Origin of the sequence: Stutzerimonas stutzeri, from assembly GCF_051028275.1 — a bacterium.
In the GTDB taxonomy this organism is placed as follows: domain Bacteria; phylum Pseudomonadota; class Gammaproteobacteria; order Pseudomonadales; family Pseudomonadaceae; genus Stutzerimonas; species Stutzerimonas stutzeri_AS.
The window spans coordinates 209,189-226,557 of the sequence record NZ_CP069269.1 but is presented as its reverse complement, the minus strand read 5'-3'; the positions used below and the strand labels follow the sequence as shown (position 1 = coordinate 226,557).

Genomic DNA, 17,369 nt, shown 5'->3' with positions numbered 1-17,369 from the left:
ACGGTACAGCGATGGCGTGGCTAGCTTTTCGGTCGGGGATCGTCCTGCTACGCTCGCGAACCCTAAGCGCCTGGAGTCACTATGTTTCGCTATTTGCTTGCCGCACTGCTTTGCGCCGCCTTGCCTGCGACCGCAGCTGAGACAATCGTTTGCAGGGTCGTAGGGATCAGTGACGGCGATACGTTTACCTGCCTGACCACTGACAAGCAGCAGGTAAAGGTTCGGATGGGCGAAATCGATACACCCGAAAAAGCTCAGCCATACGGCACCCGTGCGCGCCAGGCCCTGTCTGACCTGATCTTCGGCAAAGACGTAACGCTGAACGTCCAAGACCGTGACCGCTACGGCCGGACCGTTGCCAGGGTGACGGTTGGCACTGTGGACGTGAATGCTGAGATGGTCCGTTCCGGCGCAGCCTGGGTGTACCGCGACTATCTCAAGGATCGCACCCTGCTTGATCTGGAGGTCACAGCAAAACACTTCAAGCGCGGTCTATGGTCGCTTCCTCAATCGGAGCAGCAAGCACCCTGGGACTGGAGGAAGGAGCGCCGGAAAGGCGGCTCCACTCAGCAGGCCGCGGCACTTGCCGCTGCTCCTGTTCAGCCTGCCGGAGCCTTCAACTGCAATGTGATCAAATCCTGCAAGATGATGAGCGGGTGCGCTGAGGCTCGCTTCCAACTTCGCCAGTGCGGCAACCCGCGGATCGATGGAGACGGCGACGGCGTTCCATGTGAAGCGATCTGTCGATAATCGCCACGTTGTTGCCGCTTGAGCGTCGCTAGTCAGCACCCCGCTAGTATCGCTTCAACGAGCCGGGACGGTTCACGGCTCGCTGTCGGAAGGCGGCAACCGGGTCGCGGGTGAGACATGGCTCCGGTTCGTCAGCCAACCTGCCTGTTACTCTCACCGCCCCCGATTCGCATGGATGCCGTCATGCTGCGCACGCTTGCCACCTTCTTGCTTGTAACCGCCTTGCCTGCTTCTGCAGCGTCGTTTGACTGTAAAGTGACCGGCATTGCAGACGGTGACGCCTTCAGCTGTGTTGATAACAACGGTGAGCGCATCAGGGCAAGGATGGCGGAGATCGCCGCGCCCGCGCTCAAACAGCCTTACGGGAGCCAGGCGCGACAAGCGCTAGCCGGCCACATTTTCGGCAAAACCGTGACCCTTACAGTTCAAGGCCGGGATAACCTGGGCAGAGCCCTCGTTCGGGTCAGGGTCGGTGACAGCGATATCAATTCTGAGCTGGTCAGGACTGGGTACGCATGGGCAAACCGGACCCGCCTGGAAGACCGCACGCTTCTGGATCTGGAAGCGGTTGCGCGCGAACTTGGACGAGGCCTCTGGTCATTACCCAAAGCCGATCAGCAGGCTCCGTGGGAATGGCGCCGGCAAAACGGCCGCTAGCTCGCACCCGGTGAGCAACGTGGCGATGCAGTCAGTATCAGCATAAACGCACTGCTGCTGAGCAGACATTCAACCTGGCCTCGTAACGGGTGAGCCTTCGCGATTGCGATTCCAGTGAGCATTCTTGCGTAAATAGCCGTCTACCCTTGTGATAGCAGTTTCGCTCGAGAGCCAATTGCGCGCCCTCTTCATACATACCAGAGGCCAGCTCGACACATGGAAGCAGACAAGAAGCTACCCAAGGCCGTCATCCTGTTCCCCGTTTTCATACCGGCGGTAATCGTCACACTGCTGCTGGTCGCAGGTACGATCAGCAAACCAGACCTCGCAGGCGAAGTGTTCAGCTCGACGCTGGCGTTCATCACGACCAACTTCGGTTGGTTCTACATGCTGTCGGTGGCGTTCTTTCTGGTGTTCATCGTCGGCATCGCGATGACGCGCTGGGGCAACATAAAACTGGGGCCCGACCACGCCGAGCCGCAGTACAGCTTCCCGGCCTGGTTCGCGATGTTGTTCTCCGCTGGTTACGGTATCGCCCTGCTGTTCTTCGGGGTCGCCGAACCGGTGTTGCACTACGCCTCGCCACCCGCTGGCGCGCCGGAGACAGTCGATTCGGCCAAGCAGGCGATGCAGATCGCCTTCTTTCACTGGGGCTTCCATATCTGGGCAATCTATGGATTGACCGGGCTGGTTCTGGCGTACTTTTCCTTCCGCCATGGCTTGCCGCTTTCCATGCGTTCAGCGCTTTACCCGATCATTGGTGAGCGCATCTATGGGCCGATCGGGCATGTGGTGGATGTCTTCGCAATCCTTGGCACGCTGTTCGGCATCGCCACGACGCTTGGCCTGTCTGTTACCCAGATCAATGCTGGGCTCAACTATCTCTGGCCCTCCATGCCCATCAGCATCACCGTTCAGATCGTCGCCATCGCCATCATCACCGGCTTGGCAATCTGCTCCGTTGTTGCGGGTCTGGACAAAGGCGTGAAGAACCTCTCGCTGCTCAACATGATTCTGGCGATCGGCTTGATGCTCTTCGTATTCCTGGTGGGCCCGAGCATCTTCATCCTTGAGGCCTTCCTGCAGAACACCGGCAGTTACCTCAACAACATCATCGAGCGGACCTTCAACCTGCAGGCTTATTCGCGCAGCGACTGGATCGGTAACTGGACGCTGTTCATCTTTGGCTGGACCATCGCCTGGTCGCCCTTCGTTGGCCTGTTTATCGCCAAGATCAGTCGTGGCCGAACCATCCGCCAGTTCGTCTTCGGCGTGATGTTCGTGCCGACCATTTTTACCTTTCTCTGGTTCTCGGTGTTCGGCGATACAGCGCTGCACCTGATCATGGTCGAGGGCTACACCTCGCTGATCTCCGACGTGCAAGCAGATAACGCCATTGCTCTGTTCAAGCTGTTCGAACTCTTACCGATGACGTCCATCGCCTCGTTCATCGCGGTGCTGTTAATCATCACCTTCTTCGTTACCTCGTCGGACTCCGGGTCGCTGGTGATTGACTCCCTGGCTGCGGGCGGCGCAAGTCGCACCCCGGTCTGGCAGCGAGTGTTCTGGGCTTCAATAGAAGGGGTGGTTGCGGCAACGCTGCTTCTGGCTGGCGGCCTCAGCGCGCTGCAAACGATGACCATTGCCAGCGCCCTGCCCTTCGCGATCATCATGATGATCGCGGCGCTGGGAATGTGGCGTGCACTCGTCATTGAGGGCCATCACGAAACCAGTCTGCAAAGCCAGATGCAGGGCAGCCGGCTCGCCAGCAACGCGGGGCCTGGTCTGTGGAAGAAGCGGCTGGCTGGCATGGTCAACTTCCCGGATCGGGAGCAGGTCGAGGGCTTCATGGGCAGCACGGTGCTGAAAGCCATGCGCCGCGTTCAGCGTGAACTCAGCGGCCAGGAATGGACTGCCGAGGTCCATACGGATGAAGCTCATTCCAGGCTTTACCTTGAGGTCATCAGGGAAGATCAGGTGGACTTCATCTACGAAATCCGTGCGGTCGGCTATGCCATGCCGGCGTTCGCCCTTTCGGAAGGTCCCGAAACCGACGAGCAGTATTACCGCGCTGAGGTGTTCCTGCGCCGCGGCGGTCAGCATTACGACATCTATGGCTATGACCAGGCGGACATCATCAGTGACATACTCGACCAGTTCGAGAAATACCTCCACTTCCTACACATCTCGCCGGGCAGTCTGCCTTGGAAAATGGCGGAACACGACGAAATGTTGGCTGATGATACCGAGGCACCGAAGGCAGACCCATCGGCCTGATCGCTGTGCGGACCGAGCGCGGGCCGGGCTTTCTTACGAGGGGATACAGTTTGCTTTGCGGCCGGGACTGCATTTTTCATCTATATAAGTAGAGGCACGACGCGTGCACAGAGATTATGACTATACGGTCACTTCTCTCAGCGCCGCGTCGCGCTTGGCGCATGTCCCCACGCATGCTAGGTTTGCGCCTCGCCAGGACGGCGAGCAGTTGGCCGGAGCGCAATTTACATAGAAACGGACCTGGCAATGACCCGGTCCGAGAAGAGGAAGCTCTATGGCCGAGGCCATACCTGCATTGGAAATCCGCAATCTGCACAAGTGCTACGGCGATCTGGAAGTTCTAAAAGGCATCTCGCTGACAGCCCGAGACGGGGACGTTATATCGATTCTCGGCTCGTCCGGCTCCGGGAAATCCACTTTCCTACGCTGCATCAATCTTCTGGAGAACCCCAACGAGGGTGAGATTCTCGTTGCTGGCGAGCAGCTGCGCCTCAAGCGCGCCAAAGATGGCGACCTGGTTGCAGCCGATGCCAAGCAGATCAACCAGCTGCGCAGCAAACTCGGTTTCGTGTTTCAGAACTTCAACCTCTGGCCGCACATGAGCGTGCTCGACAATATCATCGAAGCGCCGCGCCGCGTGCTGGGTCAGACCAAGGCCGAAGCCACTGAAACTGCCGAGGCATTGCTGGCCAAGGTGGGAATCGCTGACAAGCGTCACGTTTACCCCAACCAGCTTTCCGGCGGGCAGCAGCAACGGGCCGCAATCGCACGCACCCTAGCGATGCAGCCTCAGGTCATCCTGTTCGACGAGCCGACGTCGGCGCTCGACCCGGAAATGGTACAAGAAGTGCTAGCAGTGATCCGGTCGCTAGCCGACGAGGGTCGAACCATGCTGCTCGTCACGCATGAAATGAACTTCGCCAAGCAGGTTTCCAGTGAGGTGGTTTTCCTCCATCAGGGCCTGGTCGAAGAGCAAGGAACGCCGGAGCAGGTGTTCGACAACCCCCAATCGGCACGCTGTAAACAGTTCATGTCCAGCCATCGCTAATGGAGCAACACCATGAAAAGCTATAAGAAGATTCTGCTGACTGCCGCCGCCACGCTGATGCTTGGCGCCAATGCCGTTGCCGCCGAAAAGCTGCGAATCGGCACTGAAGGTGCCTACCCTCCCTTCAACCTGATCGACGCCAGCGGCCAAGTCGTAGGCTTCGACCTCGACATCGCTCACGCTCTTTGCGCCAAGATGGAAGTCGAATGCGAAGTGGTGACGTCGGACTGGGACGGGATCATTCCTGCTCTGAACGCCGGCAAGTTCGATTTCATCGCGGCCTCGATGTCAGTCACTGATGAGCGCAAGCAAGCCGTAGATTTCACGGACCATTACTACACCAACAAGCTGCAGTTCGTGGCACCTAAGTCGGTTGATTTCAAGACTGACGAAAGCTACCTGGAAGGCAAGACCATCGGCGCTCAACGCGCCACCATCGCCGGCACCTGGCTCGAAGACAACATGGACGACGTCGTCGACATCAAGCTCTATGACACTCAGGAAAATGCCTACCTCGATCTGGCTTCAGGCCGTGTCGATGGCATCCTGGCCGACTCCTTCGTTCAGTGGGAATGGCTCAAGAGCGATGCTGGCAAGAACTTCGAATTCAAGGGCGAGCCGGTGTTCGACAATGACAAGATCGCCATTGCCGTTCGCCAGGACAATGACGAGCTGCGTGAGAAGCTGAACAAGGCGCTGGCTGAAATCCGCGCCGATGGTACTTACGAAAAGATCAACGCCAAGTACTTCCCTTTCAACATTTACTGATCCGTCTGAATCGAAGCCCGGCCGCCAATCTGGTAGGTCGGGCTTTGGTGTTTGAGCCCATATGATTCCCGACCTACATGGATTCGGTCCGGCGCTGATCGCCGGCACCTGGATGACCATTCAGCTGGCCCTTGCTTCGCTGGCCCTTGGCCTGGTGCTCGGCCTGCTTGGCGCACTCGCCAAAACCTCGCCATACGCGGCCCTGCGCTGGGTTGGTGGCACCTATTCGACCATCGTGCGTGGCGTTCCCGAACTCCTATGGGTCCTGCTGATCTATTTCGGCACCATTGGCCTGGTACGCGGTATCGGTGAGATTTTCGGCATCGAGAATCTCGCTCTAAGCCCGTTCACCGCCGGTACGATCGCACTGGGTCTGTGCTTCGGGGCCTATGCAACCGAAGTGTTTCGTGGCGCTCTGCTCGCCATCCCCAAAGGCCATCGCGAAGCAGGTCTGGCTCTGGGGCTGGGAAAGCGGCGCATTTTCCTGCGTTTGATCCTGCCGCAAATGTGGCGCCTGGCCCTGCCTGGCCTCGGCAACCTGTTCATGATCCTGATGAAGGACACTGCGCTGGTATCGGTGATTGGTCTCGAGGAGATCATGCGCAGCTCGCAGATTGCAGTGACCGCCAGTAAAGAGCCGTTCACCTTCTTTGTTGTCGCCGCACTGATCTATCTGGGGCTGACGGTCATTGCCATGACGGGCATGTATTTTCTCGAAAAACGCGCCGGTCGCGGCTTTGTCAGGAGCGCGGCATGAGCTGGGAATTGTTCATCAAGTGGTTGCCCAGTTTCCTCGAGGGCGCCTGGCTCACCCTGCAACTGGTCGGCGTTTCGGTCGTTGCCGGACTGATCCTTGCGCTGCCGTTGGGCATCGCACGGTCATCGCGCATTTTGGCGGTGCGCGCATTGCCCTATGGCTACATATTCTTCTTCCGCGGCACCCCCCTTCTGGTGCAATTGTTCCTCGTTTACTACGGCATGGCGCAGTTCCAAGCCGTTCGCGAGAGCTGGTTATGGCCGTTTCTGCGTGAGCCCTACTGGTGCGCCATCATCACCATGACCCTGCACACCGCAGCCTATATCGCAGAGATCCTGCGTGGGGCGATCCAGAACGTGCCGGCTGGGGAAGTAGAAGCCGCCCGCGCGTTGGGCATGTCACGCTACCAGTCATTGCGCCACATCATTCTGCCGCGCGCCGCCCGTATCGGCCTGCCGGCTTACAGCAACGAAGTGATCCTGATGCTCAAGGCCAGCGCCCTGGCGAGTACCATCACGCTGCTGGAGCTGACGGGCATGGCACGCAAGATCGCCGCGCGCACCTACCAGCACGAAGAGATGTTCCTCACTGCCGGCCTGATCTATCTGGTCATCGCCTTCGTGTTGATGCAGGGCTTCAAGCTGCTGGAGCGCTGGCTAAGGGTGGATGCCTGCCAGGGGCGTTGACACGAGCCGCACCGAATCCGCAGCAGCATGGCGCTGCGGATCTCTTCAGGGACAGAAATCCGCTGGCAAGCCACAGACTGGTATCGTTCCTCCTGGCAGGCCGCGCGGAATCCCTGTCGGCTCCCAGGGTCTGAGATCACCCACCCGCCAACGAGACAAGTTCATGCCCGTCGACATTCAGCGCATCGAAAAGGATCAACTCATCTGCTGGCGCCTTCGCCATGGAGACGACGAAGTGATCGTTGCCGAACAAGGCGCGCAAGTACTCAGCTACCGGCAGGGCAACGCGACACCGATCATCTGGCTCAGCGAAGACGCTGCGTTTCAACGCGGGCAGGCGGTACGCGGCGGCGTCCCCGTCTGCTGGCCCTGGTTCGGCGACCTGGCGCGCAATCCGGACTCGGTTCAGGCCGCCTATCAGGGCAGCCAACCAGCGCCGGCCCATGGCCTGGTACGCAATATCGACTGGACAATGGAGCGCAGCGACGGCAGTGCAGACAGCGCTGTCTTGGTATTTAGCTGTAATACTGGGCGTGATCTGCCCGGTTGGCCGCACGCGGTCGACCTGACCCTGAAGATCGGCCTGGACGACAAAGGCTTGCATCTCTCCCTGACCAGCCACAATCGGGGCGGCGCAGCGGTCGCGCTAACCCAGGCTCTGCACACCTATTTTGCGATCAGCGACATTCATCAGGCGGTAGTCGAAGGCCTGGACGGGCATCCTTATATCGAAACCCTGGAAGGCTGGCAGCTCCGCCAGCAGCAGGGCGACCTTGTGTTCGAAGGCGAGACCGACCGCATCTACCTGGAGCTTCCTCCAAGCCTCAGCCTGCGCGATCCGGGGCTCAACCGGCGCATCACCCTAAAGACAAGCGGCTCACGCTCGGCCGTGCTGTGGAACCCCTGGATCGCCAAGGCGCAGCGATTGTCACAGTTTCCGGATGATGCCTGGCAACGCATGCTCTGCATCGAGACGGCCAATGTGATGGCCGATGTCGTAGAGCTCGCGCCGGGAGCGAGCCACACGCTAGCCGTGTCGATCGCTACCGAGCCGATGTAGGAATAGCGAAACTGCAACTGTCAGTGGCGCCGCAACGCAAACAAAGCATGACGGGCGTTTGAACCTATACTGCAAGCAACGCCGCCGCACACGGAACCAGCGGTGGCACGGCCTGTAGCCAGTTGCAACGCATCGGAGATCAACCGCCATGGAAGCCAAGCAACCCAACTTATTGCTCCTGTCTCATTACAGCGAACCCCGTATCAGTCTCAGGCTGATGCGCTGTGAACACTGATTTCGACCTGCTACTCGCCGGCGCCGGCCACAGCCACCTGGGCGTGCTACGTATATGGGCCAGCCGAGAACGCCCGATGGGCAGGATAGGGCTGGTATCCGCAGATCCCTACGCCTGGTACTCCGGCATGATGCCGGGGCTCTTGGCCGAGCATTATCAGCCCCGCCAGTGCCGCGTGCCGCTACCCAAGCTGTGCGCCGCTGCAGAGGTCGAGTTCATCCAAGGCACCATCGTCGCATTGCAGCCGGAAACGCCCGAGTTGCTACTCGCCACTGGCGTCACGCTGCGCAGCACATGGCTATCGCTCAACCTGGGCTCGCTACCGTGGTTACCTGATCAGACCGGCGACGGCATGGAGCTGCTGTCGGTCAAGCCGTTTGCTGACTTCATACGCCGCTGGCAGCAATGGGAAGAGACGCCTGAGCCCGTTGCGGTTCTGGGCGGAGGAGCAGCTGGGGTGGAATTGGCACTGGCCATGGCAGGTCGGGTTCCCAAGGTTTCTCTGTTCACCGCCGAAACATTGCTGGCAGGCCATCCTTCACGCCTTCGACGACTGGCACTGGAACATCTTCGAAGACTCGGGGTGACCATCCATGAACACACCCCTATTCAGGCCGTTCACGGTAACCAACTCGTCGGCGGTGGTGGCCAGGCGCACTGGCGCGGTCGCCGGCTAGTGGTCGCTACAGGGCCAAGCCCACTGGAATGGTTGCGCGAGTCTGGCCTGCGACTCGGCCGCGACGGTTTCATCGACGTCTCGCCCGCCTTGCAGAGCCGATCGCATCCGCATGTGTTTGCCAGCGGAGACTGCGCAAGCCTGGCCGGAGCCGTGCGCAACGGCGTGCATGCGGTGCGTGAAGCGGCAATTCTGGCAACGAATCTGGGCCAGGCTTCGGTGGGTCAGCCATTGCGGCACTACCACCCTCAGCCGCATAGCCTAGCCCTGATCGCCGACGGTCAGCAGGGCGCCCTGCTGAGCTGGGCTGGTGTTGCGGCGGACGGGCGGCTACTGGGGCGATGGAAGGATCGAATCGACCGGCGTTTCGTCCGCCGTCACGGCGCCGAAGGCTGAGGCTTAGCCGAGCAGCTGGTGCAGCCGCCGTTCCAGCAGATCAGGGAAGCGCTTGAACCAGATCATGTTGCGCGGTGAAGGGTGCGGAAGCGGGTGCAGCCGAAACCTGCGGGTACTGTCCCGTTCGCCTTTGAGTTCGATGTCGCAGTGAGCCGAGAAGCGGTCGTCGCGTTTCCAGTACGCCTCGAGGTGCTGACGGACCTCTTGGGGCTGCGCCAGACCAAACCAGAGAAACGCCTCACGTCCGAGCGTAATGATGTCTCGGCCTTGCCAGTTATCGATCAGCAGCTGGCGCATCAACGGATGGAAGCGACGCTTCACCGCCATCGACCAGGCTCGATTGCCAAGCGGCTTGTACGGCACGGTGTTGATCCAGAAAAAGCCTTCACCAACCGAGCGGCTGGCCTCGAGGTTCGGCATTTCTGCACCATGAAGATGCCGGTAAAGCCCGCGGCGCACCAGCTGTCCACCGCTGCCAACGAACGGCTCGCCATAGCGAACCTCCTCGCGCCCGGGATCACGCCCGAAGAACGCGACGGGCGCATCCGCGGGCCCCAAACCGATGATCGGCTCCAAGGGGTCTTTATCGAACGCCTCGTAGACCGCCTCATCGATCCCTTCGATGTGCGCCGCCAGTTCGCGAAAGGCCTGGCGCAGTGACGGCTCGAGGGGTAGCGGGTTGGACATCGCCTAGAGGTCGTCTTCGTCCACGAGCTTTACCTCAGAGGCAGCGATGGCATAGGCAGCATCGGCCAGATCATTGCTGATCGGCTCGATCTCCAATGTACCGTCCACCCAGAGCGGGGCGTAGATATCGTCCAGCATGATGCCGGCTGGATAGCGGACCATGACGATCTGGTTAGGGGGTGGCGGCGGAACGTGGATGCAAGCGCCTGGATAGGGCACCAGGAAGAATTCGGTGCTACGGCCCTGGCTGTCGATTTCTAGCGGGACCGGATAACCACCCAGGCGTATTTCTCTGCCGCCTAGCGCCGGAACGGTCTTGGCCGAGTACATGACCTCAGGCAGGCCTGTAGCCTGTTTCAGTCCCCCATTGTCACTGAAGCCATCAGTTTCAGGCGAGTCGTGTTCGATCTCCGGCATCTCTTCCAGAGCCTGACGGTCTTCTGGAGGCATAAGCTCGAGCCAGTCGAGCTCCGCGGGGGCAGCGTAGGCAAAACATGGAAAACAAATAAGCAGGCAAAGGATTATCTGGCGCATGTGAACCAAGCGGTATAGAACGGGGCCGCAGGGCGCGGCCCCGGGCGGATCAGTGTTTACGGCCTGTAACCATGCCGTAGATGACCAGCAGAATGATCGCACCGACAACCGCACCGATAAAGCCCGCACCTTCTCCAGCCTCATAAAGGCCGAGGGCCTGGCCGCCATAAGTGGCCAGCAGCGAACCGCCGATACCGAGCAGGATGGTCATGATCCAGCCCATGCTGTCGTTGCCGGGTTTCAGGAAGCGTGCGATGAGGCCTACGATCAGGCCAATGATGATGGTTCCGATGATGCCCATGGGCAATCTCCTCAGGTCCGAAAATATACGTTACGTAATCTCGGACCTGAGGCGGGCCGGGCAGTTCGCCGCGGGAGGCCCCAAGCCAGACGGCCGGGCGTTCAATCGCGCGTGATCAGCGACTCGACAGCTGTGATCTGCCGGTCAAGCGTGGAACGGTCTGGGCAGCGCAGCGTCGCATGGCCCACCTTGCGTCCAACCTTGAAGGCCTTGCCGTAGTGATGGAGGTGGCAATCCTCGACTGCGATGACCCTTTCCACGGCTGGCACTTCACCGATGAAATTAAGCATCGCGCTCTCGCCGACCTTGGCCGTCGAGCCGAGCGGCAGACCGCTCACCGCGCGCAGGTGATTTTCGAACTGGCTGCACTCGGCGCCTTCGATGGTCCAATGCCCGGAGTTATGCACGCGCGGCGCAATCTCGTTGGCCTTGAGACCACCGTCAACTTCGAAGAACTCGAAAGCAAGAACGCCGACATAATCGAGCGTGTTCAGCACGCGCCCAACGTAGTCTTCGGCCAGTGCCTGCAGCGGATGGTTGCTGCTAGCGACTGACAGCCGCAGGATGCCTTCTTCGTGCGTATTGTGGACCAGCGGATAGAAGCAGGTCTCGCCATCACGTCCGCGCACAGCGATCAGCGACACCTCACCGGTGAACGGCACGAAGCCCTCCAGGATGCATGGCACACTGCCCAGCTCGGCAAACGCGTTGGCCACGTCGGCCGACTTGCGCAACACCTTCTGGCCCTTGCCGTCATAACCCAGCGTTCGGGTCTTGAGTACCGCAGGCAAGCCGATAGCGGCCGCGGCGGCATCGAGATCTGCCTGGGACTGGATATCCGCAAATTCCGGCGTCGGGATGCCAAGGTCCCTGAACATGGACTTTTCGAACCAGCGATCACGGGCGATACGCAGCGCCTCAGCACTTGGATATACCGGAACGAACTGCGACAGGAACGCCACCGTTTCGGCCGGCACGCTCTCGAACTCGAACGTCACCAGGTCGACTTCATCGGCCAACTGGCGCAGATGGTCCTGGTCTCCGTAGTCGGCACGCAGATGCTCGCCAAGAGCCGCCGCACAGGCGTCCGGCGCCGGGTCAAGAAAGGCGAAGTTCATGCCCAGCGGAGTTCCTGCCAGGGCGAGCATGCGGCCCAATTGGCCGCCACCGATCACGCCAATTTTCATTACGCGTCCCTCGGGTCCGGATTGTCGAGCACGGTCTGAGTCTGCTCGTCGCGGAATTTCTTCAGCGCGGCATGATATTCGGGGAATTCGTGCCCCAGGATGCTGGCCGACAGCAGTGCGGCATTGACCGCGCCCGCCTTTCCGATTGCCAGCGTGGCGACGGGTACACCAGCCGGCATCTGAACGATCGACAGAAGCGAGTCCACTCCTGAGAGCATCGAGGACTGCACCGGCACCCCAAGCACCGGCAGATGGGTCTTGGCCGCGCACATGCCCGGCAGATGAGCAGCGCCGCCAGCGCCTGCGATGATCACGCGCAGACCACGTTCTTCAGCCTGCTCGGCGTACTGGAACAGCAGATCGGGTGTGCGGTGCGCTGACACCACGGTGACTTCGTGCGGAATGCCGAGCTTTTCGAGCATGTCTGCGGTGTGGCTCAAGGTGGACCAATCGGACTTGGATCCCATGATCACGCCTACCAGTGCGGTCATCGTCGTGCCTCTCTTCGGCGCCTAGGCGCATCAGGAACAACGGCCGCGCTGAAAACAGCGCGGCCGTGCAGGTACATGGTCGGAACCGGTCCGACCGAAGGCCGCGCAGTATATCGCAAGCCCAGACCAGCCGGCACCCGCACCGCACGTCTGGCAAAGACGGGAATGCCCGCTAGAGTTGCCCGAGGTCAATGAATGCTTGGAGTAAATGCACAAACTGCCAGTTCCGATGCACAGGAGCCGCCCATGACCCAGACCATGAAAGCCGCCGTCGCACATGCCTACGGCGAATCGCTACGTATCGAGGAAGTGAACGTTCCATTGCCCGGCCCCGGACAGATTCTGGTGAAGATCGAGGCATGCGGCGTCTGCCATACCGACCTGCACGCCGTCGAGGGCGACTGGCCTGTACGTCCATCGCTGCCATTCATCCCCGGTCATGAAGGCGTCGGCTACGTCGCTGCACTTGGCCGTGGCGTCAGCCGAATCAAGGAAGGCGACCGGGTCGGCGTGCCCTGGTTATATAGCGCCTGCGGCTGCTGCGAGCACTGCCTGACCGGCTGGGAAACGCTGTGCGCTGACCAGCAGAACACGGGCTACTCGGTCAACGGTGGCTACGCCGAGTACGTCTTGGCCGATCCCAACTATGTCGGCATTCTTCCAAAACAGGTCGCCTTCGACGAGATTGCACCGATTCTTTGCGCTGGCGTCACGGTGTACAAGGGACTGAAAGTAACCAATGCACGACCGGGCCAGTGGGTGGCTATCTCAGGCATTGGCGGGTTGGGCCACGTAGCCGTGCAATACGCCAGAGCCATGGGCCTGCACGTGGCAGCCGTGGATGTCGACGACACCAAGCTGGAGCTGGCACGCACACTCGGCGCTACTCTAACGGTCAACGCGCGCCATGAAGATCCGGCTGAGGTCATCCAGCGCGACATCGGTGGTGCCCACGGCGTGCTGGTAACTGCGGTATCAAACAGCGCCTTTGGTCAGGCGATTGGCATGGCACGGCGGCACGGCACTGTGGCGTTGGTTGGCCTGCCGCCAGGCGACTTCCCGACGCCGATTTTTGACGTGGTGTTGAAGGCCATCAGCATCACCGGCTCCATCGTGGGCACCCGCGCGGACCTGCAGGAAGCACTGGACTTCGCCGCAGAAGGCCTGGTCAAGGCGACCATCCACAGCGGCAAGCTGGACGAGATCAACCAGATCTTCGATCAGATGCGCGCCGGCACTATCGAAGGGCGGATCGTGCTGAACATCTAGCGGATCACCGGGCTCGCCTGGTTTTCAGCAGAGCCAGGCCTGCCTCACTCGGTCGCAACGCCTTCAACGCCTTGTCCCGCACCGGATTCCAGCTTGCGCCAGAGCAGCCGCACCGGTGCCTTGCGCACCAGTGCACAGCGGTACAGGCGTATCTCCAGCGGGATTCGCCAATGCTCGCCGCCACACACCACCAGCTCGCCCCGCTCAAGTTCGGCGGTCACGCTGAGCCGCGGCACCCAGGCCAGGCCGAGCCGCTGCATCGCCATGCTTTTCAGGCTGTCTGCCATGGCCGTTTCGTAAACCGTCGAGGCGCGCAGCCCCCGTTGGCGCAGCAACAGATTCACCGAACGCCCCAGCGAGGCGCCAGCGCTGTAGGCCAGCAGCGGGACGGTCTGACCGCTGTCCGGATCGAACAGTGGCTCACCCGCAGCATCAACGCCACACACGGGTACGATTTCGGTACGCCCCAGCGCGATTGACGGAAACAGCTCGGGGTCCATCTGCAGCGCAGCGTCCGGATCGTAATAGGCGAGGATGAGATCGCAAGCGCCTTCACGCAGCGAATGCACCGCCTCGCCGACATTGGTCGCGACCAGTCGACTGTTCACCGGCACACCATCCTGGCGCAGCCGTGCCAACCACTCGGGAAAGAAGCCCAGCGCCAGCGAATGCGCGGCGGCAATCTGCAACACCTCGCCGCGCTGGCCTTCGAGATTGTGCAGGTACTGAACGACCTCCCCCATCTGGTCAATCATGTTGCGAGCGGTGACCAGGAACAGCTGCCCCGCCTCGGTGAGCTCGACCGGGGTTTTGGCGCGATTCACCAACGTCAGCCCAAGGCAGTTTTCCAGACTCCGAATGCGCCGGCTGAAGGCTGGCTGGGTGACGAAGCGTCGTTCGGCAGCTTGGGAGAAACTCCGAGTCGCAGCCAGGGCAACCAGATCCTCCAGCCACTTGGTTTCGATGTTCATACCGGTTCCTGACACCTTGAGGGGCCGATCATAGCTAGCCATAACGCTCGCCAGCGAAGCGGCGTCACACCTTCTGCTATGCCGATTGTGCATGACTCAGCGTTTAACGGCATTGGCCGCAAAGGTAGCTCAAGCCCTATGGTAGCGGCCTTCGCGGCAGATGCCGCTTTTCTCTCGGATGAGAACCCTCATGTCCTCCGCTGCATCCTTCCGCCTGGAAAAAGACCTGCTTGGCTCCCTCGAAGTACCTGCTGACGCTTATTACGGCATCCAAACGCTGCGCGCCGTGCGCAACTTTCACCTTTCTGGCGTGCCGCTATCGCACTTTCCGAAGCTGGTCGTGGCGCTGGCGATGGTCAAGCAGGCAGCAGCGGACGCCAATCGCGAGCTGGGGCATCTGAGCGACGCCAAGCACATGGCGATCAGCCAGGCTTGCGCTCATCTGGTCCGAGGCGAGCACCACGATCAGTTCGTGGTGGACATGATTCAGGGCGGCGCCGGCACGTCGACCAACATGAATGCCAACGAAGTCATCGCCAACCTGGCGCTGGAGTACATGGGGCACGCAAAAGGTGAATATCGACACCTGCACCCGAACAATGACGTGAACATGGCGCAATCGACCAACGACGCCTACCCCACCGCGATCCGCCTGGGCCTGCTGCTGGGCCATGACACCCTGCTGGCCAGCCTCGACAGCCTGGTACAAGCCTTTGCCGGCAAGTCAGCCGAATTCGCACACATCCTCAAGATGGGCCGCACCCAACTGCAGGACGCCGTGCCCATGACCCTCGGCCAGGAGTTCCGAGCGTTCGCGACTACCCTCGGTGAAGATCTGGAGCATCTGCGACTGATCGCGCCGCAGCTGCTTGTGGAGGTCAACCTCGGCGGCACGGCCATCGGCACCGGCATCAATGCCGATCCCAACTACCAGGCCCTGGCCGTGCAGCGCCTGGCCACCATCAGCGGCCAGCCCCTCAAGCCTGCTGCGGACCTGATCGAAGCCACTTCCGACATGGGTGCCTTCGTCACTTTTTCCAGCATGCTCAAGCGTCTGGCGGTGAAGCTGTCGAAGATTTGCAACGACCTGCGCCTGCTGTCCAGCGGACCGCGTACCGGCATCAACGAGATCAATCTACCGCCGCGCCAGCCGGGCAGCTCGATCATGCCTGGCAAGGTCAACCCGGTAATCCCCGAGGCAGTCAACCAAGTGGCCTTTGAAGTCATCGGCAACGATCTGTCGCTGACCATGGCGGCCGAAGCCGGGCAACTGCAGCTCAACGTGATGGAACCTCTGATTGCCTACAAGCTGTTCGACTCGATCCGCCTGCTACAGCGCGCCATGGACATGCTGCGTGAGCACTGCATTGTTGGCATTACCGCCAACGAAGACCATTGCCGCCAGCTGATGGAAAACTCCATCGGCCTGATCACCGCGCTGAACCCCTACATCGGCTACGAAAACGCCACCCGTATCGCCGGCCAGGCGCTGCTCAGCGGACGCGGTGTGCTGGAGCTGGTGCGTGAAGAAAAGCTGCTGGACGACGCCACGCTCGATGACATCCTGCGGCCGGAAAACATGATCGCGCCGCGTCTGGTGCCGCTGAAAGCCTGACCAAGCCGTCCCGATGCCTGTGCTCTTTCGCGGCACAGGCACTTGGACGGTGTCTAATGCTGTCAGTGTTGGAACTTCCCACTGAGGACAGCCAAACCGTGATGTGCCACAAATCACGTTTTTCCACCCTTGCGTAAAATCCGCCGATTCCACGGAGGTCCCATGCGCAAACTACTCGCCGTCACCCTTTTGTTCAGCACGTTTATGGGCGCGCCGCTCGCACATGCGGAGCTCCCGCAAGGCTACGAAGTGGTCCTGCAAACCGAAAACTTCCCGCCTTTCAACATGGCCGATGGCGGCAAGAACTTCGCCCGCGAAGACCACATTCAAGGCGTCAGCGCGACGATTGTCCGTGAAATGTTCAAGCGTGCCGACATTGCCTATTCCATGACGCTGCGCTTCCCCTGGGACCGTATCTACCAGGCGACACTGGATATGCCCAACCACGGTCTCTTCTCCACTTCCATGACCGACGAGCGCCGCCCGCTGTTCAAATGGGTCGGCCCAATCGCCCAATACGAAAGCGTGCTGCTTTCGCCGCCCGGCTCGAACCTTAAGCTGAGCAGCCTAGAGCAGGCAAAGGCATACAAGATTGGGGCCTATCAAAGCAGCGCTGTCAGCCAACGCCTGGAAGCGCAGGGCCTGGCGCCTGTCAACGCGCTCCGCGATCAGGAAAACCTCCAGAAATTACTAAGCGGCCGGATCGACCTCTGGGCGACCTCCGATCCCGTGTGGCGCTACTACGCGAAACAGGAAGGTGTAGGCGGCCTGAATACTGTGCTGGTGTTCAATTCCGCCCCGCTGTACCTGGCTTTGAACAAAGACGTCCCGGACGAAGTCGTCACCCGCCTGCAGAAGGCGCTGGACGAGATGAAAAGCGAAGGCTACGGCACCTGCGCCAAACATCCAGAACTCTGCTGACCTGATCAACCGCCAACGGTGCGCAATGCGCCGTTGGTCACTGCCGTTACCCTGGGGCGGCCTGATCGACCGGAACGCCGTTT

Annotated in this window: 18 protein-coding genes; 12 read left to right on the top strand and 6 right to left on the bottom strand. The window is 60.7% G+C overall.

Features of this window, described 5'->3' with window-relative positions; all coding sequences use genetic code 11:
* The first annotated feature begins 81 nt into the window (after positions 1 to 81).
* From JQR87_RS01050 to JQR87_RS01010, 9 genes are all read left to right on the top strand, one after another.
* On the top strand, positions 82 to 750 hold the full coding sequence (locus JQR87_RS01050) for a thermonuclease family protein (protein ID WP_407293493.1): 669 nt from the start codon (positions 82 to 84) through the stop codon (positions 748 to 750).
* Between the two features lie 183 nt (positions 751 to 933).
* Complete coding sequence (locus JQR87_RS01045; protein WP_407293495.1) at positions 934 to 1,407, top strand: thermonuclease family protein; 474 nt, start codon at positions 934 to 936, stop codon at positions 1,405 to 1,407.
* Between the two features lie 216 nt (positions 1,408 to 1,623).
* Positions 1,624 to 3,684 carry a BCCT family transporter gene (locus JQR87_RS01040; RefSeq protein WP_407293496.1) on the top strand — a complete coding sequence of 687 codons (2,061 nt, stop codon included), beginning with the start codon at positions 1,624 to 1,626 and terminating at the stop codon, positions 3,682 to 3,684.
* 274 nt (positions 3,685 to 3,958) lie between these two features.
* On the top strand, positions 3,959 to 4,732 hold the full coding sequence (locus tag JQR87_RS01035) for an ABC transporter ATP-binding protein (RefSeq protein ID WP_407293497.1): 774 nt from the start codon (positions 3,959 to 3,961) through the stop codon (positions 4,730 to 4,732).
* 12 nt (positions 4,733 to 4,744) lie between these two features.
* A complete protein-coding gene (locus JQR87_RS01030) occupies positions 4,745 to 5,500 on the top strand; it encodes an ABC transporter substrate-binding protein (RefSeq protein WP_407293499.1) in 756 nt (251 codons plus the stop codon).
* 61 nt (positions 5,501 to 5,561) lie between these two features.
* Positions 5,562 to 6,257 (top strand): ABC transporter permease, encoded by a 696-nt coding sequence (locus JQR87_RS01025; RefSeq protein WP_407293501.1) that lies wholly within the window; start codon positions 5,562 to 5,564, stop codon positions 6,255 to 6,257.
* Complete coding sequence (locus JQR87_RS01020; RefSeq protein WP_407293503.1) at positions 6,254 to 6,943, top strand: ABC transporter permease; 690 nt, start codon at positions 6,254 to 6,256, stop codon at positions 6,941 to 6,943. The genes JQR87_RS01025 and JQR87_RS01020 overlap by 4 nt, the downstream gene beginning before the upstream one ends.
* Positions 6,944 to 7,106: 163 nt before the next feature.
* A complete protein-coding gene (locus tag JQR87_RS01015; protein WP_407293505.1) occupies positions 7,107 to 8,003 on the top strand; it encodes a D-hexose-6-phosphate mutarotase in 897 nt (298 codons plus the stop codon).
* A 224-nt stretch (positions 8,004 to 8,227) separates the two neighbouring features.
* Positions 8,228 to 9,310: an FAD-dependent oxidoreductase gene (locus JQR87_RS01010; RefSeq protein WP_407293507.1), complete on the top strand. Its 1,083-nt coding sequence runs from the start codon at positions 8,228 to 8,230 to the stop codon at positions 9,308 to 9,310.
* Between the two features lie 3 nt (positions 9,311 to 9,313).
* Here JQR87_RS01010 and JQR87_RS01005 read toward each other — a convergent pair whose 3' ends face one another.
* The 5 genes from JQR87_RS01005 to purE all read right to left on the bottom strand — a co-directional run bounded on the left by JQR87_RS01005 (position 9,314) and on the right by purE (position 12,510).
* A complete protein-coding gene (locus JQR87_RS01005) occupies positions 9,314 to 9,997 on the bottom strand; it encodes a uracil-DNA glycosylase family protein (RefSeq protein WP_407293508.1) in 684 nt (227 codons plus the stop codon).
* A 3-nt stretch (positions 9,998 to 10,000) separates the two neighbouring features.
* Positions 10,001 to 10,531, bottom strand: a complete 531-nt coding sequence (locus JQR87_RS01000) for a DUF3299 domain-containing protein (protein WP_407293510.1) — start codon at positions 10,529 to 10,531, stop codon at positions 10,001 to 10,003.
* Between the two features lie 49 nt (positions 10,532 to 10,580).
* Positions 10,581 to 10,832 carry a GlsB/YeaQ/YmgE family stress response membrane protein gene (locus tag JQR87_RS00995; RefSeq protein WP_021206181.1) on the bottom strand — a complete coding sequence of 84 codons (252 nt, stop codon included), beginning with the start codon at positions 10,830 to 10,832 and terminating at the stop codon, positions 10,581 to 10,583.
* A 101-nt stretch (positions 10,833 to 10,933) separates the two neighbouring features.
* Positions 10,934 to 12,019 (bottom strand): 5-(carboxyamino)imidazole ribonucleotide synthase, encoded by a 1,086-nt coding sequence (locus JQR87_RS00990; RefSeq protein ID WP_407293512.1) that lies wholly within the window; start codon positions 12,017 to 12,019, stop codon positions 10,934 to 10,936.
* A complete protein-coding gene (gene purE, locus JQR87_RS00985; RefSeq protein WP_407293514.1) occupies positions 12,019 to 12,510 on the bottom strand; it encodes a 5-(carboxyamino)imidazole ribonucleotide mutase in 492 nt (163 codons plus the stop codon). Before purE ends, JQR87_RS00990 begins: the two co-directional genes overlap by 1 nt.
* Positions 12,511 to 12,756: 246 nt before the next feature.
* Here purE and adhP point away from each other — a divergent pair, with 246 nt between their 5' ends.
* Positions 12,757 to 13,779: an alcohol dehydrogenase AdhP gene (gene adhP, locus JQR87_RS00980; RefSeq protein ID WP_407293516.1), complete on the top strand. Its 1,023-nt coding sequence runs from the start codon at positions 12,757 to 12,759 to the stop codon at positions 13,777 to 13,779.
* Positions 13,780 to 13,823: 44 nt separating this feature from the next.
* Here adhP and JQR87_RS00975 read toward each other — a convergent pair whose 3' ends face one another.
* Positions 13,824 to 14,750, bottom strand: a complete 927-nt coding sequence (locus JQR87_RS00975) for a LysR substrate-binding domain-containing protein (protein ID WP_407293518.1) — start codon at positions 14,748 to 14,750, stop codon at positions 13,824 to 13,826.
* Between the two features lie 190 nt (positions 14,751 to 14,940).
* Here JQR87_RS00975 and aspA point away from each other — a divergent pair, with 190 nt between their 5' ends.
* The gene (gene aspA, locus JQR87_RS00970; protein ID WP_407293520.1) at positions 14,941 to 16,365 is read left to right on the top strand and encodes an aspartate ammonia-lyase; all 1,425 of its coding nucleotides are present in this window, start codon (positions 14,941 to 14,943) and stop codon (positions 16,363 to 16,365) included.
* Positions 16,366 to 16,527: 162 nt separating this feature from the next.
* The gene (locus JQR87_RS00965; RefSeq protein WP_407293522.1) at positions 16,528 to 17,286 is read left to right on the top strand and encodes a substrate-binding periplasmic protein; all 759 of its coding nucleotides are present in this window, start codon (positions 16,528 to 16,530) and stop codon (positions 17,284 to 17,286) included.
* Positions 17,287 to 17,369 lie beyond the last annotated feature (83 nt).

What these genes read in the sequence shown, in the direction of transcription:
- JQR87_RS01050 (WP_407293493.1), top strand. Translation starts at nt 82, where the DNA reads ATGTTTCGCTATTTGCTTGCCGCACTGCTTTGCGCCGCCTTGCCTGCG.
- JQR87_RS01045 (WP_407293495.1), top strand. Translation starts at nt 934, where the DNA reads ATGCTGCGCACGCTTGCCACCTTCTTGCTTGTAACCGCCTTGCCTGCT.
- JQR87_RS01040 (WP_407293496.1), top strand. Translation starts at nt 1,624, where the DNA reads ATGGAAGCAGACAAGAAGCTACCCAAGGCCGTCATCCTGTTCCCCGTT.
- JQR87_RS01035 (WP_407293497.1), top strand. Translation starts at nt 3,959, where the DNA reads ATGGCCGAGGCCATACCTGCATTGGAAATCCGCAATCTGCACAAGTGC.
- JQR87_RS01030 (WP_407293499.1), top strand. Translation starts at nt 4,745, where the DNA reads ATGAAAAGCTATAAGAAGATTCTGCTGACTGCCGCCGCCACGCTGATG.
- JQR87_RS01025 (WP_407293501.1), top strand. Translation starts at nt 5,562, where the DNA reads ATGATTCCCGACCTACATGGATTCGGTCCGGCGCTGATCGCCGGCACC.
- JQR87_RS01020 (WP_407293503.1), top strand. Translation starts at nt 6,254, where the DNA reads ATGAGCTGGGAATTGTTCATCAAGTGGTTGCCCAGTTTCCTCGAGGGC.
- JQR87_RS01015 (WP_407293505.1), top strand. Translation starts at nt 7,107, where the DNA reads ATGCCCGTCGACATTCAGCGCATCGAAAAGGATCAACTCATCTGCTGG.
- JQR87_RS01005 (WP_407293508.1), bottom strand. Translation starts at nt 9,997, where the DNA reads ATGTCCAACCCGCTACCCCTCGAGCCGTCACTGCGCCAGGCCTTTCGC.
- JQR87_RS01000 (WP_407293510.1), bottom strand. Translation starts at nt 10,531, where the DNA reads ATGCGCCAGATAATCCTTTGCCTGCTTATTTGTTTTCCATGTTTTGCC.
- JQR87_RS00995 (WP_021206181.1), bottom strand. Translation starts at nt 10,832, where the DNA reads ATGGGCATCATCGGAACCATCATCATTGGCCTGATCGTAGGCCTCATC.
- JQR87_RS00990 (WP_407293512.1), bottom strand. Translation starts at nt 12,019, where the DNA reads ATGAAAATTGGCGTGATCGGTGGCGGCCAATTGGGCCGCATGCTCGCC.
- purE (WP_407293514.1), bottom strand. Translation starts at nt 12,510, where the DNA reads ATGACCGCACTGGTAGGCGTGATCATGGGATCCAAGTCCGATTGGTCC.
- adhP (WP_407293516.1), top strand. Translation starts at nt 12,757, where the DNA reads ATGACCCAGACCATGAAAGCCGCCGTCGCACATGCCTACGGCGAATCG.
- JQR87_RS00975 (WP_407293518.1), bottom strand. Translation starts at nt 14,750, where the DNA reads ATGAACATCGAAACCAAGTGGCTGGAGGATCTGGTTGCCCTGGCTGCG.
- aspA (WP_407293520.1), top strand. Translation starts at nt 14,941, where the DNA reads ATGTCCTCCGCTGCATCCTTCCGCCTGGAAAAAGACCTGCTTGGCTCC.
- JQR87_RS00965 (WP_407293522.1), top strand. Translation starts at nt 16,528, where the DNA reads ATGCGCAAACTACTCGCCGTCACCCTTTTGTTCAGCACGTTTATGGGC.